The following is a 16143-nucleotide window of genomic DNA, read 5'->3' as shown; positions in this document are numbered from 1 at the left end:
GGCGGGGGCGCTCGCGTCCCGCAAGGGGCGCGCCCGTAGGGGCGCGGGGCTGTGTCTATATGCGGCTCCGCCGCGTGGGCGCGACCAGCCCCCACCGGCCCGCAGCCACCCGACTACCCGTCTCTCGCGCTCAGTTCATAGTCGAACCAATCACAGTGGAGTCCACCGCCAGGAACGTGGTCGCCGGAAGCGACCCGTTCGACTGACGCGCACCGTACGCCGTAGTCGCATCCTTGGACTTGAACGCCGGCGTAGACACACCACTGTCCCAGTTGTTGGCCGCCGAGACAGCGGACGAACCCAGCTTGGACAGCCCCGCCTTGTTGCTCACCGCCAGATTCCTCGCGAGCCGCGCCTTGCCCGTCGCGAAGTAGAACCCACTCTGCGCATTGGCGTACGCCGTGTTCCGGTTGAGCAGGATCGCCCCCGTGTTGGAGTTCTCCGTGAACCCGTGCAGGTTGTTGTCCCAGGCCGCGTTGTTGTTGACGACATGGGCGACCGACGCACCGCCCCCGCCCAGCTTGAACCCGTTGCCGTTGCCCTCGAACGCCGAGTCGTTCCAGCGGTTCTTGCCGTTGCCGAAGGCCCAGGTGTGCTCGATGGTGACCGGCGTGGAGAACTGCCAGAGGTCGAGCCCGTCATCCGCGTTGTTGTAGAGGCGGGCCCCGGTGATCCTGTTCCCCGTTCCGGAGCCGAACTTGATGGCGATGCCGTCGGCGTTCTGGCCGTGGCCCGCGGGGTCGTAGTTGAGGTAACTGTCCAGGTTCTGCACGAGGTTGTCGGTGGTGCCGTCGCCGCGCAGGGTGAAGCCGGAGTCGCCGTTGCTCGCGGTGACGAGGTTCTTGAAGATCCCGCCGACCGACGACGTGACGACGAAGCCCTGGGCCGGGGAGTTCTGGAAGGTGAGGTTCTGGACGGTCCAGTAGTCGCCGTAGATCCCGGCCAGCCAGGAACCGGCGGGCAGCTTGGAACCGTCGATCTTCACCTTCTCGCTGCCGTACGCCTGGAGCGTGATCCGGGCCGAACTCGTGCCGTTCGCCGTCGACTTGAGGGTGGCCGTCGGGTAGTACGTGCCGGCGCGCACCTGGATGACCGTACCGGCCGCCGCGTTCTTCACCGCGGACTCCAGCTGGGCGGTGCTGGAGACGGTGACCGTGGTGGTGGCGGCGCTGGCGCCATCGGTCGAGAAGCCGAGATAGGCGCCGCCCGCACCGGAGGCGAGGGCCACCGCGGCGGCGATGGAGAGGGTGCGGGTTCTGCGGTGACGACCGGTGCCGATGCGCACGGAACGTTCCTTTCCTCAGGACTGGGGACGGAACCGGGCTGCGGCCTCGATGAGGTGGGGCCGCAACCCGGCTCTGCTGTCCTGTTGCCGCCCGGCTGAAAAGGGTTGCCGTGGTCCGTACGAAAGCGATCGAAACTTTCGGTACCACCGGCCTCGTACGCACCGATTGACGCGCCACTCCCCTGCTGGTGAGACTCCGAGGATCATCAGCCAACAGAAACCATCAGACTCCCACAGGATGTGTCATGCGCCCCCACCTCGCCCGCACCTTCCTGCACCCCCGCACCCTCCTACTGCCCCTCGTCGCCCTGGCGGCCCTCCTCCTCTCCCTGCTCGCCGCCCCGCCCAGCCCCGCCGCCTCAGGAGCGCCACCCGTGACGCAGCAGAAGCAGGACAAGCAGAAGGCTGATCCCAAGTCGGCGCAGAAGTACGCCGGTTACCTGTTCGCCTACTTCACGGGCGAGGGCACGGCCGACGGTGAGCAGATCCGGTACGCCCTCAGCCGTGGCAACGACCCGCTGCACTGGCGGGAGTTGAACGCCGGCAAGCCCGTCCTCACCTCCACCACCGGTGAGAAGGGGCTGCGCGATCCGTTCGTGATCCGCTCCCCCGAGGGCGACAAGTTCTACATGATCGCGACCGATCTGCGCATGTACCAGAACAGCAGCGGCAGTTGGGACTACGTCCAGCGCCACGGCAGCAAGTCCATCATGGTCTGGGAGTCCACCGACCTGGTGCACTGGACCGACCAGCGCCTGGTGAAGGTCTCCCCCGACTCGGCCGGCAACACCTGGGCGCCAGAGGCCTATTACGACGACACGCTCGGCGAGTACGTCGTCTTCTGGGCGTCGAAGCTGTACGCCGACGACGACCCGGACCACACCGGCTCGACGTACAACAAGATGATGTACGCGACGACGAAGGACTTCCGTACCTTCAGCGAGCCGAAGGTCTGGGACGATCCCGGCTACTCGGTGATCGACTCAACCGTCGTGGAGCACAAGGGGACTTACTACCGCTACACGAAGGACGAGCGGGACCCCACCTCCTCCAGCCCCTGCTCGAAGTTCATCACCGCCGAGAAGTCGACCTCGCTCACGGACACCTCGTACGACTTCGTCTCCGACTGCGTAGGCAGCGGGTCGATCGACCGGGGTGAGGGGCCGACGGTCTTCAAGTCCAACACCGAGGACAAGTGGTACCTGTTCATCGACGAGTACGGCGGTCGCGGGTACGTCCCCTTCGAGACCACCGACCTCGACTCGGGCAGGTGGACGATGTCCGCGAACTACCAGCTGCCCGCCAGCCCTCGCCACGGCACGGTGATGCCGGTGACGCAGGCGGAGTACGACCGGCTGCTGGCCGCCTACCCGGAGACCCCGACGTCCGTCGTGGACGCGACGGCCAGTGGGCAGAAGGGGTACGCGGTCGTCACGGAGGCCGCCGCCAAGGTCGTGCTGCCGATGCGACCGGACGCCGAACTGTCGCGCCTGGCACCGAAGTTGTGGGTCGGCGAGGGCGCGAAGGTGAGCCCCGCGTCCGGTACCCGGCGTGACTTCCGCAAGCCGCAGAAGTACACGGTGACGGCGGCGGACGGGACGCGCCGCACCTGGACGGTCGAGGCCGTACCCACCCGCAGCCCGGTCCTGCCGGGTCTCTACGCCGACCCCGACATCCAGTACCTGGACGGCCGTTACTGGATCTACCCGACCACCGACGGCTTCCAGGGCTGGAGCGGCACGCGGTTCAAGGCGTTCTCGTCGAAGGACCTGGTCCACTGGACCGACCACGGCGTGATCCTCGACCTGGGCCCGGATGTGTCGTGGGCGGACAAGAACGCCTGGGCGCCGGCAATCGCGACGAAGAACGGCAAGTACTACTTCTACTTCTGCGCCGAGCAGGCGATCGGGGTGGCCGTGGCCGACTCCCCGGCGGGCCCGTTCAAGGACGCGCTCGGCAAACCCCTGGTGGCGAAAGGGCAGTTGAGCGGCCAGATGATCGACCCGGCCGTGTTCACGGACGACGACGGTCAGGCGTATCTCTACTGGGGCAACGGACACGGATACGTCGTGCCGCTGAACGACGACATGGTGTCGTTCGAGGCGACCAAGGTGAAGGACATCACCCCGGACAACTTCCGTGAGGGTTCCTTCGTGGTGAAGCGGCAGGGGACGTACTACTTCATGTGGTCCGAGGACGACACCCGTAGCGAGGACTACCACGTCGCCTACGCGACCGGACCGTCCCCGCTCGGCCCGTGGACCAAGCGGGGGACGATCCTGTCCAAGCGACCCGAGTACGGCATCAAGGCCACCGGCCACCACTCGGTGGTGAACGTGCCCGGCACCGACGACTGGTACATGGTGTACCACCGGTTCGCCCTGAACGGCCCCGGAAAGGCGGGCGGTGACGGCATGCACCGGGAGACCACCATCGACCGCATGCGGTTCGCGGCCGACGGGACGATCCTGCCGGTCGTACCGACCCTGGAGTCGATCAAACCGGTGAGGAACTAAAGAGCTGACGCTCAGCTGACGAAGTACGTCGGGTTCGGGAGCTTGTACGTCTTGTCGGCGTAGCCGCCCTGGAGGTCCGAGTACTGGTCGCCGAAGTTGGCGATGATCTCGTACCCGAGGTCCTTCTCGATGTGCCTGCGGGTGCCGGACTTGTACTGCACGGTCGTGCAGGTCCAGGTGCCGGCTGTGGCACAACTGCTCAGGTAGGCGGGCGGGTTGGCCGCGTCCTTGAGGAACATGTGGTCGGCGTCGAGGTTGATGTCGGCGCCGACCTTCTTCAGGTTCGCGACGGCCGCGGCGCGCTGCGACTCCTTCAGGCCGGAGTTGTAGAACACCTCGACGCCCTTGGCCTCGGCGTAGGCGACCAGCGCGGGCGTGCCGAAGACGGCCGGGCGGTCGGCCTTGGCCACGTACTCGGCCCAAGTGGTCGAGTTGTAGGTGTAGTTGGTCCTCTTCTCGTAGTCGAGGGAGAGCAGCAGCGTGTCGTCGATGTCGAAGACGACCGCGGGCTTCTCGCCCTTGTGCAGCGCCTTGCGCGCCGCCTTGTCGATGTCCTTCTTGGCCGCGGACTCGATACGCGCCAGGTCCTTGGCGTACGGGCTGGTGGCGGAGGCCTGGTAGACACCGGCGCTGTCGAGCGTGGTGCCGTAGTAGGTGTCGATCTCCTGGACCAGGAGCCCGATGTTGTGGGGCTCGTGGGTGGAGTTCGCCGTGGACTGGCCGGCGGTGGCCGCGCCGGTGCCGTACAGGGCGGCGCCCGCGACGGTACAGACAACGGCGAGCGCCGCGAAGCGGAATGGCTTATGCATGACAGGTTTCTACGCGCGTCACCCCCGGAACGCGAGGCCCGTTTGCCTGATGGATACCAAATCCACAGACAAACTTGGCCTCGCGCCCTCGGAACGGAGCAGTGCCGTGAGGCGATGGTGGGCTCAGTTCATCGTCGAGCCGATCGTGGTGCTGCCCGTCGTCAGGAACGTGGTCGCGGGCAACGTGCCGTCCGACGCACGGGAGTTGTACGTGGTCGACGCGTTCGTGGACACGAAGGACGGGGTCGATATCCCCGAGTCCCAGTTGTTGCCGGCCGAGACGACGGACGAGCCCTTGCTCACCGAGCCCGAACTGTTGCTGACGGCGAGGTTCTTGCCGAGCCTGGCCGCGCCGGTGGCGAAGTAGTAGCCCCACTTGGCGTTGGCGTAGGCGGTGGTGCGGTTGATGACGATGGCGCCGGTGTTGCTGTTCTCGGTGAAGCCGTTGCCCGCGTTGTCCCATGCGGCCGAGTTGTTGATGACGTGGGCGACCACCTCGCCGTCGCCGCCGAGCTTGTAGCCGTTGCCGTCGCCCGCGAAGGCGGAGTCGGACCAGCGGTTCCTGCCGTTGCCCATCGCCCAGGTGTGCTCGACGGTGACGGGCGAGGAGAAGGACCAGAAGTCCAGCCCGTCATCCGAGTTGTTGTAGAGGCGGGCGCCGGTGATGAGGTTGCCGGTGCCGGAGCCGTACTTCACGGCGATGCCGTCGGCGTTCTCGCCGTGGTTGGCGGGGTCGTAGTGGCCGTACGAGTCGATGTTCCTCACCGTGTTGTTGGTGGTGCTGTCGCCGGTGAGGGTGAAGCCGGAGTCGCCGCCGTTGATGGTCTTGATGTTGCTCCAGACCGTCGAGGCGCAGGACTGGCAGACGACCGCGCTGTCCGGCGAGTTCTGGAAGGTGATGTTGGAGACGGTCCAGTAGTCGGCGGTCAGCTTGAAGATCCAGTCGCCGTCGGGCAGGTTCGACCCGTCGATCTTGACGGTCTCCGAGCCGTACGGCTGGAGGTAGATCCGGCTGGCGGACGTGCCGTTGGCCGTCGACTGGAGGGTGGCCGTCGGGTAGTACGTCCCGGCGCGCACCTGGATGACGGTCCCGGCGGTGGCTCCTGAGATGGCGCTGCTCAGCTCGGCGGAGGTGTCGACGACCACGGTCGCGGCCTGGGCGGGGGTGGGGAGCACCGCGAGACCGACACCGGCGGTGGCGACGGCGAGAGCGGTGAGCGAGCTCTTGACGCTGGTGGAGCGGGTGATACGACGCATGACGTGCGGGTCCTTTCGTCGTAACGGGGAGGGGAGTCGGGGACTGCGGAAGGGATTCGGCTACGGGCACCAGTCCCCGAGATACGTCCGCCGTGTGTGTTCGTCTGCCTCGGCGGCGGTCAGTTGCGGCCTGTTCTCGGGCACCGAAATCACCGCGCCCTGGCCGGAGTTGCCGTACTCCCGGAAGCGCATGGTCTGCCAGGGGTAGGCGTCACGCATGTTGATGTACGGGGTCACCGCGTCGATGCCCGGGCCGAGCCAGGTGTCCCGAACCACCAGCGAGGGCCAGGCGGTTGTCTCGTACGACGGGACCCAGGGACGGGCGATCTTGTACGCGCCGTCCTCCGCGCCCGAGGTCACCAGACCGCGCACGACCAGGAAGCCGTACGGGTTGGCGCGGGCCGTGGCGGGCGCGAAGACCATGCCCTCGGGCTTGAAGGCGACGTCCCGGTCGAGGGTGTGGAAGTGGCAGTGCTCGAAGACGGCCCGCGCCCGCCCGAAGACGAAGTCGACGTCGCCCTCGATGTAGCAGTCGCGGTAGTAATGGCGGTCGAAGGCGGTCAGTGCCGTCGTGTCCGCGAAGAGGGTGTCCTGGTGAGCGAGCAGCCGGACGCGGGTCAACTGCGTTCGGTCGCCCGTGACATAGGCCGCGACGGCCTGCGTCCCCGTGATCTCGGGGTGGTCGGCGCGCAGCCAGTCGTTGGCGAGGGTCAGGTCGCGTACGGTCAGGCCGGGCGCCGCCGAGGTGAAGGTGGCGGAGCCGGCGGTGCCGTAGGTGCCCGAACCGTCGGGTTTCTGGGTGCCGTTGGCGTTGTCGTACACGATGACGGTGTCGCGCGGATCGCGGGTGGCGCCACGCAGGGTCAACTCGGCTGCCTGGGCAGGGATGTTGACGACTTCGCGGTACGTCCCCGGGTGCACGACGATCGTCCATCCGGTGCCGTCCCTCGCCACCACCTCGTCCACTGCGGCCTGGACCGACCCGCCCGGGCGGACATGCAGGACGCGGTGGGCGGCGGAGGCGAACGCGGGTGCCGTACCGCTGGCGATCAGCCCTCCGGCGAATCCGGTGAGCAGCGTACGTCGGCGCATCTCAGCACCACCGCCCCTGCCACGGCGTCCAGTCGCCCAGGTAGGTCTCGCGGGTCGCCGACTCGGCCTCGGCGGAGGTGAGTTGGGGCCGGTTCTCCGACACCGAGATCACCGCGCCCGGACCCGTGTTCCGGTACTCGGCGAAGCGCTGGCTCTGCCACGGGTAGGTGTCCGACATGTTGGTGTAGGGCGCGACCGCGTCGATGCCGGGGCCCAGGTGGGTGTTCCGGACGGTGAGCATCGGGCGGGCGGTGGTGTCGGAGCTGGGCACCCAGGGGCGGGCCAACTTGTAGTACGCGCCCGGGGATTCACTCGTCACACGGCTGTCGGACACCAGGTAGCCGCGCGGATTCGTGCCGACCGTGGAGGGCGCGAAGACGAAGCCGTAGGGGGCGCCGGTCAGGTCGGTGCGGTTCAGGGTGCGGAAGTGGCAGTGCTCGTACACGGCGGTGGCCCGGCCGAAGACGAAGTCGACGTCTCCTTCGGCGTAGCAGTGCGCGAAGTACTGGCGGGCGTACGCGTCCCGGTTCATCGAGTCGGCGTACAGGGTGTCCTGGTGGCCGATGAACCGGCAGTGGTGGAACGCCGAACGGTCACCCTGCACCTTGATGGCAACGGCCTGGGTACCGCTCACGCCCGGGTGGTCGGCGCGCAGCCAGTCGTTGGCGAAGGTGATCCAGCGGGCCGTGAAGCCGTCCGCCTGGACGAGGGTGGTGGCGGAGCCGGTGGTGCCGTAGGTGCCGCCCCCGGGCTTCGGCGTACCGGCCGCGTTGTCGTAGACGATGACGACATCGCGCGGGTTCTCGGAGGCGCCGATCCAGGTCAGTTCCGTACGGGTGATGTCGACGGCGACGGTCTCGCGGTAGACACCGGGCGCGATGACCAGCGTGAATCCGGTGCCGCTGACGGCGGTCACGGCGGCCTGGACGGTGGTGAAGTCGCCGGTGCCCGCCGCGTCGACGTACAGGGTCCGGTCGGTGAGGCGTCGGGACGGGGAGCCGTAGCGGCCGAAGCGGGTGCGGCCGGCCGCGCGGGCGGGAGCCGCGAGCCCCAGGGCCAGGGCGGCCCCGGTGCTCGCGACGAGGAACGACCGTCTGCTCGACGGGACTTGGGAGCCGGCCATGATCAGCAGACCTTGCCCGCGCCGGCACCGCGGTTGACGACGTACGGCACGGCTCGCGGCGGGTCGACCTTCGTGCGGAGGGTGGGCGTCCAACCCGCGCCCGACTGGAGGGTCTCGGCGGGGATCTCGGCGTTGTGGACGGCGATCAGGTCGGTCAGCCTGCCGTTGACGTAGTTGTTCTCGGCGGTGAGCGGGGACTCGTTCCACTTCTTCAGCACCTTGCCGACCTTGGCACCGGCCGGCAGCGCGATCGCGTTGTCGCTGGCATACAGCTGGGACGAGATGCCGACACCGAAGAGGTAGTAGTCGGACGCCTGTTCCTCGGCCACCACGTAGTGGTTGTTGTAGACGTCGACCTGTCCGAAGCGGACGCGCGGGGAGCGCTGGAGGATGCCGTCGAACTCGTTGTGGTGCATGGTGACCTTGAGCTTGCCCGCGTCGGTGGTCGCGGTGCTGTCGCTGTTCCCGATCAGCATGTTCTTGTCGTGGTCCTTGAACGAATTCCAGGACACGGTCACGTAGTTGGCGCCGCGCACGATGTCGGTGAGCCCGTCGTGCTGCTGGAAGACCTTGCCGAAGTAGCTCGGCCGCTCGCTGTCGGGGTAGCGGCCGTCGCTGAGGGTGTTGTGGTCGATCCACACGTGGTCGGTGCCGTAGACGACCACGGCGTCGTACTCGGAGTTCCAGTTGCCGGTGTTGTTGTCGTCGGTCGGGTCCCACTTCGGGAAGCAGTCGAGCGGGGCCTCGATGGTGAGATTACGCAGGATGACGTTCGAGACGCCCTTGATCTGGAGGCTGCCGCCGAGGATGCCGGAGTTCTTGCCGACGCCCACGATGGTGGTGTTGCTCGGGATGTTGGCCTTGATCTCGGAGTCCTGCTTGGCGGCGGACGCGACCCGTGCGTCCTCCTGCGGCCCGCTGGCCACCTCGTCGTTGCCCCAGACGGCCGGGTCGTAGTCCTTCAGGTACTGCTGGAGGTCGTACCCGCCGGTGACGAAGGCCTCGCAGCCCTCGGACACGGCGTCGATCATGCCCTTCACCTTGATGATCTTGGGCGCGCTGCCACCGTCCTTCAGTGCGGCCTTGAACTCGGCCCAGGTGGTGACGGTGTAGACGTGCTCGGCGTCGGCGGCCGAACCACCGGTCGTACCACCGGCGTCGGAGCCCCAGCCGTCCCCGGCGGCGAGGGTCTGCCGGCCGAGGTCATGGGCCTGAGGTGCGGCGGCCTGGGCGACGGGCCCGGTGACGGCGAGGACGAGGGCGGTGCAGCCGAACAGAACGGCACCCTTCACAATGGCATGATCATGACACATACGAGCGTTCATGGTGCGGCTCTCCTTCTGGAGGAAGTGAGGGGGGAGGTTGGGGAAGCGGACTACGCGGCGGCGGGCGGCCAGGTGATCCAGGACTCCGGGATCACGTCGTCGAGGCGGCGCACGTCCCGGTGCGCCAGCACCCGACGCCGTACCAGCCCGGCGGCGACGAGCCGGGCCACGGCGATGGCACCCGGCGGATTGAAGTGCGTGTTGTCCTGCTCGGTCTCGGTCCAGTTGAAGTACTTCTTCGTCTCCTCGACCCCCAACTCCTGCCAGAGCGCGATCGACTGGGCCTGGATGTCGAGCAGCGCCACGTCTTCCTCCTCGGCGAGCGCACGCATCGCCGCCGGGTAGTCGCCGTGGGTCGGCACCGCGTTGCCGCCCGAGTCGAACTTTCTCCGCTCGACGGAGGTGGCCAGCACCGGCCGCGCCCCACGGGCCCGCGCACCGTCGACATACAGCCGCAGATAGTCCTGGTACGTCGTCCAGGGCTCGGTGTACCGAACAGGATCGGCGACCTTCTCGTCGTTGTGCCCGAACTGAATGAGCAGAAGATCACCGGGCGCGATGACACCAAGAATGGCGTCGAGCCGCCCTTCATCGACGAAACTCTTGGAACTACGCCCGTTCACCGCATGATTGGAGACACTCAGCCCCTTCCCAAGAAAGAAGGGAAGCGCCATTCCCCACCCGGTCTCGGGCGCGGCATCAGCGAACTTCTGGGCGGCGGTGGAGTCCCCGGCGATATAGAGGGTGCGCACCGGCCGAGAACCCCTGAAGGAAGGAGCAGCCATAGGAACGGCGGCAAGGGCAGCGGAGGCGACTTGTCGACGACTAAGAGACACGCACGGTTCCTTTCAAGAAGGGACAGGGACCCCGCGCCCCGCTTTTGGCGTTTAGGGGCGCGGGGAACTGCGCGACCAGCCACGGCGGACCCGCAGCCGACCACCGACCTAACCCATCTGCTCATTCCACTCAGCCTGAGCAGCGTTAAGCTGCTCAGCCAACGTGTCCAGGAATTCCTTCGCACTCATCTTCTTCAGCAACACCTTCTGGAAGTTCGGCTCGTTGTCCGCCTTCGAGATCGTGTTCCAGTCCGGCAGGTAGTACGGCAACTGCACGATCTTGATCGTGCCGCTGTTCAACGACTCGGCGGCAAGCTTCGTCGCCTCCGCCGACTGAATCCACGCGTCCTTCGCCGCCTCCGTGTTGGACGGAATGGCGCCGGCCGACTCGTTCCACTTGCTGTTCGACGCGTGCGACACCGCGAACTCGATGAACTTCCACGAGGCCGTCTTGTTCTTGCTGGACTTGAACAGCCCGAGCCCGTCAACGGGGTTGGAGACCTGAACCCGCGTACCGTCGTCCTGCGTCGGGTTCGGAATTCCCCGGAACTTGCCGTCCAGCGCCTTCAGGTGGTCCTGGTAGGAACCGAGGTTGTGGCTCAGCATGCCGATGTCGCCGCTGTCCCACTGCGCGACCATCTTCTTGAAGTCGTTGTTGACGTCGGCGGACGGCGTGTCCTTCTTGTACAGCGCGGTGTACTTCTCCAGCGCCTCGACGTTCTTCGGGTCGTTGACGGTGGTCTTCTCGTCCTTCCAGAACGAGGTGATGCCGGACTGCCCGTACATCGCGTCGAGGGCCTGGGCAATCGACCCCTCACCGCCGCGAATGGTGTAACCGAACTTGTTCTTGTCCGCGTCGGTGAGCTTGTCGGCGGCGGCGTAGAACTTCGACCAGGTCGTGGGCGCCTCCAGCTTCGCCGCCTCGAACAGGTCGGTGCGGTACCAGAGCGTGCCGTTGTTCGCGGAGGTCGGGACGGTGAACAGCTCGTCGCCGCCGCCCGCGCTGCGCACGCTGTCGATCATGCCCGGGGTCAGCTTGCCGTTCAGCGAACTGCTGGCGAGCCGGTCGTCCAGCGGCTCCAGGGCGTTCTGGGCGGCGATGCCGGCGAGCATGGCCGCGCCGACCCCGCCGACGTCGGGCAGGCCACCGCCCTGGATCGCGGTGTCGTACTTGGACTGGATACTCTCGGACGGTATCCCGACGTACTTGACCTTGATGTCGGGGTTGGCGCTCTCGAAGTCGGCGATGATCTCCTTCCAGACGTCGGTTCGCACACCGCCGTTGTTGTCCCAGAAGGTGATCTCGCCCTTGCCCGAGCCCTCGTTGCCCTTGTCCCCGCCCGCTCCGCTGCCGTCGTCGCCGCAGGCGGTGGCGGTCAGCGCGAGCACGGAACCCAGGGCGACCGCGATGGCCGCGCGCCTGCTTCTGCGGATGCTGATCTTCATTGGTCGGCACTCTCTCTTCTGGATCTCTTCTGGATCAGACGGAACTGTGAAGTTGTGGGGGGTCAGCGGCGGGTGTAGGGAGCCCAACCATCGGTACCGCGCAGATAGTCGGCGACGGTGAACGAAGCCGCCTCGCCAGCACTCAACTGCGGGCGGTCAGCCGTCACTTGCGCACCGGGCCCGTACGTCCGGTACTCGGCGAAGCGCGCGTCGCGCCACGAGAAGCGGCTCATGTCGGTCCACGGCGAGGCCTTGACCGCGGCGAACGGATCGGTGTCACGGGGGACTTGCGGGGCCGCGTGAGCGGCACTCTCTCCACAGTGCGGCAACACAGAGTGGCTTGTCTGATACGTTAAGCAACACTCGTCGGCGACAGCCAAGTTGACGAGCATTCCGCCGGGCCGGTGGATGTGGCCTGTGGAGCGAACGTAAGACCGTTGGGCGGCACACCGTCCCTTGCACGTACGTGGACGGCTGGGCGCTGTGAAGCAGGAAGCCGAGTCAGCGATGACCGGAGTCTCGTCTCTGGCGAGGTCAGGCCAACAGGGTGTCCTGGTTGCACCTACCCACTGGCCATGGGGACGTCTCATCGGGGCGCCCCCATGGCCAGCGCCTGCTCGCCGTTCAGCTCGACCGCTGCCTCGTCGAAGTCGTTGCTGAAGGTGAGGTTGCGGGCGGTGACGTCGTTCGCGGCGATCCGGACCGTCGCGCTCCCCGTCGAACCGCCGTACGCGGCAGGCGTGTCGTAGACGATGACGGTGTCGGAGCGGCTGCGACCCGTCCCCTGGAGCAGGATGTTCGGCTTGGTCGCCGGGATGAGGACCTTCGCGCGGTACGTGCCCGGCGCGACGGCGATGGTCACGGGACCGGTGTTCCCGTCGGGCACGGCGTCGACGGCGGCCTGGACGGTCGGGTAGTCGGCGGGGACGTGCAGCGTCACCGTGTCGCCGATCCGCCGCTGCGGCCCGGAGAAACGCTTGACCAGCGCCGGTACGGCGGCGGCCGGGTCCAGCCGGTAGGCGTAGAAGTCGCGCGGCTCGAAGGCGGTGCCCCACGCGTCCTGGCGTCCGCTGACGTTCTTCAGGATCGATCCGCGCTGCACCAACTCGGCGGTGGCGTCGGCCTGGTAGGGATGCTGGACACCGTCGTAGTAGCTGTTCTCGATGACCATCTTCGTCTTGCCGCGCGACCAGTTGCCGTACGTCCAGACGGGATCGCCGTCGGCGACCTGTGCCGACACGTAGTTGTTGTAGAGGTGCGCGTAGGCGCAGTTGTCGGCGGACGGGTTGCGCTGCTTCGTGCCCGTGAACCAGTTGTGGTCGATGGTGATCTGGGTGAGGACGTTGGTCGTCCAGCCGATCCCGAACGCCTTGTTGTGGTTGGCGAATTGGTTGTTGGAGACGGTGATGTACTGGCTGTCCTTGCGGATGTCGAGCAGCCCGTCGCCCATGTGCGTGAAGCGGTTGTGGTCGATCCAGACGTGGTCGACGGTGTCCATCTGGATGGCGTCGAAGTCGGTCGTCTTGCCGTCCCAGTCGCCCTCGACATACGAGTCGCGGATCGTCAGATTGCGGATGATCACGTTGCTGGTACCGGGGTTGAGGTGCAGCTCCCCGTGGACGATCTCGCCGGTGTCGCCGACGCCGATGATCGTCTTGTCGGAGGCCACGACGACGTCCGCCCCGAAGGGCGCCACGGCGATCGAGCCCGCGACCCGGATGACGTACGGCTCCTCGGCCGCCGCGTACCTCACCAGCGAGGCCTGATCGGTGACCGTGACGACCTTGCCGCCCGCACCACCGGAGGTGCCGCCGGCGAGGGAGGCGAAGCCGTGCGGCCGGTCGGTCCAGCGGGCGGCCGTCGTCGTGGTCGTGTCGGCGACGGCGGCAGAGGGAGTGGCCGTCGCCTCGCTGACCGCCCCGAGGGTCAGGGCGGCAACCAGACCCACGACGGCGGCCAAGGTTCTGCCGGCGCCTGGCAAGCGCTTGCTAGGGAAGTGCGTCATTGCGGCTCCCAACAGGCATACGAATACGGCGAGTTACAAAGAGGCGAGTTACAAAGGACTGACTCTGAACTGCGTGAACGTGGCCGCGCCGGCGTGTCCCCCGCCGACGGGCGCGAGCGCGAAGAGCCCTAGCAGAGCACCGACCCAGCGCCAGGGCGTGGCCGCGAAGACCGGCCCCGACGACTCCCAGCCGTCCCCGGCGCCGAGGTCGTACGAGAACCGGCAGCGCGCCCCCGCCCCGATCCGGATCCGCAGCCGGACCCGTCCCGCCGGAGCCTCCCTCGGCCGATCGGCGTCCCGCTCGCGCTCGGCGACGGACTCCGCGAACCGGTGGACGAGCCGGACCGTCCCGTCGTCCGCCCGCTCCAGGCCGATCCAGCCGAAGGAGTCCCCCAGCACGGCGAGCCCGGCCCGGGCCCCCGGCTCCTCGCTGTCGAGCCGCAGCTCCACCTCGACCGTGCAGGGGATGCCGGGCAGCCGCTGAGTGAGGACGTTCGGGAGTTTCCGCAGGTCGTGAGCGTCGGAACGGCGTACGCAGCTCAGTCGCAGCCCGTCGCCCGAGTGCTGGGTGGCCCAGCCGTCCTGCGGGTTGGCCGTCCACTGCCACTGACGGCCGTACCGTCCGCCGGGGAAGTCGTCGTCGGTGGCGGGCGCGGCGGGCGGCTGCACGGGCAGATCGGGCTTGCGGTGTACGGCGACGGGGGCACCGGCGTCGCCCATGACAGGCCAGCCGTCCGCACCGTCAGCACCGTCAGCACCCCAGTTCATCGGCTGGAGGTGCACGACCCGGCCGTACGGGCCGCGCTGCTGGAAATGGAGGAACCAGTCCTCGCCGGTCGGCGTGCGCACCCAGCCGCCCTGGTGGGGTCCGTTGACGTCGGTGTCCCCCTGCTCCAGGACGATCCGCTCCTCGTACGGTCCGAAGAAGTCGCGGGAGCGTAACGCGCCCTGCCAGCCGGTCTCGACTCCCCCGGCGGGCGCCAGGATCCAGAACCAGTCGTCGTGCTTGTAGAGCTTGGGGCCCTCGATGGTGAACCAACCGGGGATGCGGTCGCCGTCGACGATCACCTTGCCCTCGTCCAGAACTCCCGTGCCCTCGGGGTGCATTCGGTGGCCGGTGAGCCGGTTCTTCACGCCCGACCGGGACTTGGCCCAGGCGTGCACGAGATACGCCTCGCCGGTCTCCTCGTCCCACAGCGGGCAGGCGTCGATGAGTCCCTTGCCCTCCTTGACGAGGTGCGGGCTGGTCCAAGGGCCGCGTATCGCCGGGGCGTTGACCTGGAAGATGCCGTGGTCGGGGTCGCCCCAGAAGATCCAGAAGCGGTCGTCGTGATACCTCAACGAAGGTGCCCAGACACCGCAGTCGTGGCGCGGGACCCTGAACTCGTCCGCCGGTCGCAGGCGTTCGAGGGCGTGGCCGACCAGGGTCCAGTTGACGAGGTCGCGGGAGTGGAGGAGAGGCAGGCCGGGCGCCCGGCCGAAGCTGGACGCGGTGAGGTAGAAGTCGTCGCCGACGCGGACGACGTCCGGGTCGGACCAGTCGGCGTTCAGGACCGGGTTGCGATAGGTCCCGTCGCCGAGATCGGCACCGGTGATCACAGGCTCACCGCCTTGCGTACGAGAGCCGCGGCCTCGCCCCGGTCGAGCCGCCCGTCGGCGACGACGGTGACGATCCGGCGTACGGCGGTCTCGCCCGGACCGATCGGCAGCCGCTCGTCGAAGGCCAGCGAGGAGCCGACCCCCGGATACTCCTCCGCCCGGACGAACCACGGGTCGCGGCGCGTCTGTTCGGTGGCGCCGGCGAAGACGAGCGTCCAGGTGGTGCCGGCCAGGGCCAGCCAGTCGGCGCGGATGCCGTGGACCGCCGACTCGCCCTCCGTCGAGGCCGTGAAGACGTCGGGGGCCGTGGCCTCCTTCCGCGCCCGCCAGAAGAAGCCGCCGTAGGCCGCTCCCGGGCGGCCGTTCGTGGCCGGGCTGCCGATGGAGAGCGGGGCGGAGGTGATGTTGGTGAGGGAGAAGGTGAAGTCCAACGCCCAGGCGGTGCTGGTCAGTTCGGTGGCGGCGACCGTACGGCGCTCGCGCAGCAGTTCACCGCCGCCGACCATCCAGCGCAGTTCTTCGACGAAGCCGTCGGGGTCGCGGAGCTGGTAGGCGGTGTGCCGCTGGGTGCCGTGGTTGTCCAGCTCGGTCGGCCCCTGGTCCCGTACATAGGTGCGCCCGCCCCAGAAGTTGTGCCCCTCGACGTCGGGTATGGCGACACCGACGCCGAGGTGGTGGGTGTGGTCGGCTGGGCTGAGTTCGGTGACAGTGGTGCCGGCCAGGGTGGTGACGGGGTGCAGATACGGGCGGGGCGCGTGGCGGGGCGGCAGCTCCGGCCGGCCGGTGTAGCGGCCGACCGGGCGGCCGGCGGCCCGCAGGACCAGCGACTCGTTGGGCATCTGGTTCATCT

11 protein-coding genes and 2 pseudogenes are annotated in these 16143 nt (G+C 67.9%); 1 reads left to right on the top strand and 12 read right to left on the bottom strand.

The genetic code is table 11. The features are described from left to right. Window positions 1–130: 130 nt before the first annotated feature. Entirely contained in the window at window positions 131–1285 is a 1155-nt protein-coding gene (locus ACWCRB_RS32490; protein ID WP_450999463.1) for a right-handed parallel beta-helix repeat-containing protein, read from the bottom strand. Window positions 1286–1530: 245 nt separating this feature from the next. Here ACWCRB_RS32490 and ACWCRB_RS32485 point away from each other — a divergent pair, with 245 nt between their 5' ends. Beyond that, a complete protein-coding gene (locus ACWCRB_RS32485; RefSeq protein ID WP_450999462.1) occupies window positions 1531–3801 on the top strand; it encodes a family 43 glycosylhydrolase in 2271 nt (756 codons plus the stop codon). An 11-nt stretch (window positions 3802–3812) separates the two neighbouring features. On the opposite strand, the gene ACWCRB_RS32480 is transcribed toward ACWCRB_RS32485, so the two are convergent. From ACWCRB_RS32480 to ACWCRB_RS32430, 11 genes and pseudogenes are all read right to left on the bottom strand, one after another. Next, on the bottom strand, window positions 3813–4610 hold the full coding sequence (locus tag ACWCRB_RS32480; protein WP_450999461.1) for an HAD family acid phosphatase: 798 nt from the start codon (window positions 4608–4610) through the stop codon (window positions 3813–3815). Between the two features lie 123 nt (window positions 4611–4733). After that, the gene (locus ACWCRB_RS32475) at window positions 4734–5867 is read right to left on the bottom strand and encodes a right-handed parallel beta-helix repeat-containing protein (RefSeq protein ID WP_369036974.1); all 1134 of its coding nucleotides are present in this window, start codon (window positions 5865–5867) and stop codon (window positions 4734–4736) included. Between the two features lie 60 nt (window positions 5868–5927). Then, on the bottom strand, window positions 5928–6959 hold the full coding sequence (locus ACWCRB_RS32470; RefSeq protein WP_450999460.1) for a pectinesterase family protein: 1032 nt from the start codon (window positions 6957–6959) through the stop codon (window positions 5928–5930). A 1-nt stretch (window position 6960) separates the two neighbouring features. Continuing rightward, window positions 6961–8082, bottom strand: a complete 1122-nt coding sequence (locus ACWCRB_RS32465) for a pectinesterase family protein (protein WP_450999459.1) — start codon at window positions 8080–8082, stop codon at window positions 6961–6963. Between the two features lie 2 nt (window positions 8083–8084). Next, window positions 8085–9407 carry a pectate lyase family protein gene (locus ACWCRB_RS32460; protein WP_450999458.1) on the bottom strand — a complete coding sequence of 441 codons (1323 nt, stop codon included), beginning with the start codon at window positions 9405–9407 and terminating at the stop codon, window positions 8085–8087. Between the two features lie 50 nt (window positions 9408–9457). Continuing rightward, window positions 9458–10243 (bottom strand): rhamnogalacturonan acetylesterase, encoded by a 786-nt coding sequence (locus ACWCRB_RS32455; protein WP_450999457.1) that lies wholly within the window; start codon window positions 10241–10243, stop codon window positions 9458–9460. 108 nt (window positions 10244–10351) lie between these two features. Then, entirely contained in the window at window positions 10352–11689 is a 1338-nt protein-coding gene (locus ACWCRB_RS32450; RefSeq protein WP_369036979.1) for an ABC transporter substrate-binding protein, read from the bottom strand. Window positions 11690–11751: 62 nt separating this feature from the next. Continuing rightward, a pseudogene (locus ACWCRB_RS32445) lies at window positions 11752–11976 on the bottom strand (pectinesterase family protein); the annotation flags it as partial. Between the two features lie 246 nt (window positions 11977–12222). Then, window positions 12223–13694 (bottom strand): annotated as a pseudogene (locus ACWCRB_RS32440) (pectinesterase family protein); the annotation flags it as partial. Between the two features lie 48 nt (window positions 13695–13742). Next, on the bottom strand, window positions 13743–15293 hold the full coding sequence (locus tag ACWCRB_RS32435) for a glycoside hydrolase family 43 protein (protein ID WP_450999456.1): 1551 nt from the start codon (window positions 15291–15293) through the stop codon (window positions 13743–13745). Then, entirely contained in the window at window positions 15290–16141 is an 852-nt protein-coding gene (locus ACWCRB_RS32430; RefSeq protein ID WP_450999464.1) for a DUF6807 domain-containing protein, read from the bottom strand. Before ACWCRB_RS32430 ends, ACWCRB_RS32435 begins: the two co-directional genes overlap by 4 nt. Window positions 16142–16143: the final 2 nt, after the last annotated feature.

Source organism: Streptomyces sp. NPDC002156 (assembly GCF_053593675.1).
The sequence above is the reverse complement of the archived record's forward strand: the minus strand, read 5'-3'. Positions and strand labels throughout refer to the sequence as shown.

Bases quoted from the DNA above. Each gene is read 5' to 3' on its own strand.
- ACWCRB_RS32485 (WP_450999462.1), top strand. From the start codon at position 1,531: ATGCGCCCCCACCTCGCCCGCACCTTCCTGCACCCCCGCACCCTCCTA.
- ACWCRB_RS32480 (WP_450999461.1), bottom strand. From the start codon at position 4,610: ATGCATAAGCCATTCCGCTTCGCGGCGCTCGCCGTTGTCTGTACCGTC.
- ACWCRB_RS32465 (WP_450999459.1), bottom strand. From the start codon at position 8,082: ATGGCCGGCTCCCAAGTCCCGTCGAGCAGACGGTCGTTCCTCGTCGCG.
- ACWCRB_RS32470 (WP_450999460.1), bottom strand. From the start codon at position 6,959: ATGCGCCGACGTACGCTGCTCACCGGATTCGCCGGAGGGCTGATCGCC.
- ACWCRB_RS32430 (WP_450999464.1), bottom strand. From the start codon at position 16,141: ATGAACCAGATGCCCAACGAGTCGCTGGTCCTGCGGGCCGCCGGCCGC.
- ACWCRB_RS32475 (WP_369036974.1), bottom strand. From the start codon at position 5,867: ATGCGTCGTATCACCCGCTCCACCAGCGTCAAGAGCTCGCTCACCGCT.
- ACWCRB_RS32460 (WP_450999458.1), bottom strand. From the start codon at position 9,407: ATGAACGCTCGTATGTGTCATGATCATGCCATTGTGAAGGGTGCCGTT.
- ACWCRB_RS32450 (WP_369036979.1), bottom strand. From the start codon at position 11,689: ATGAAGATCAGCATCCGCAGAAGCAGGCGCGCGGCCATCGCGGTCGCC.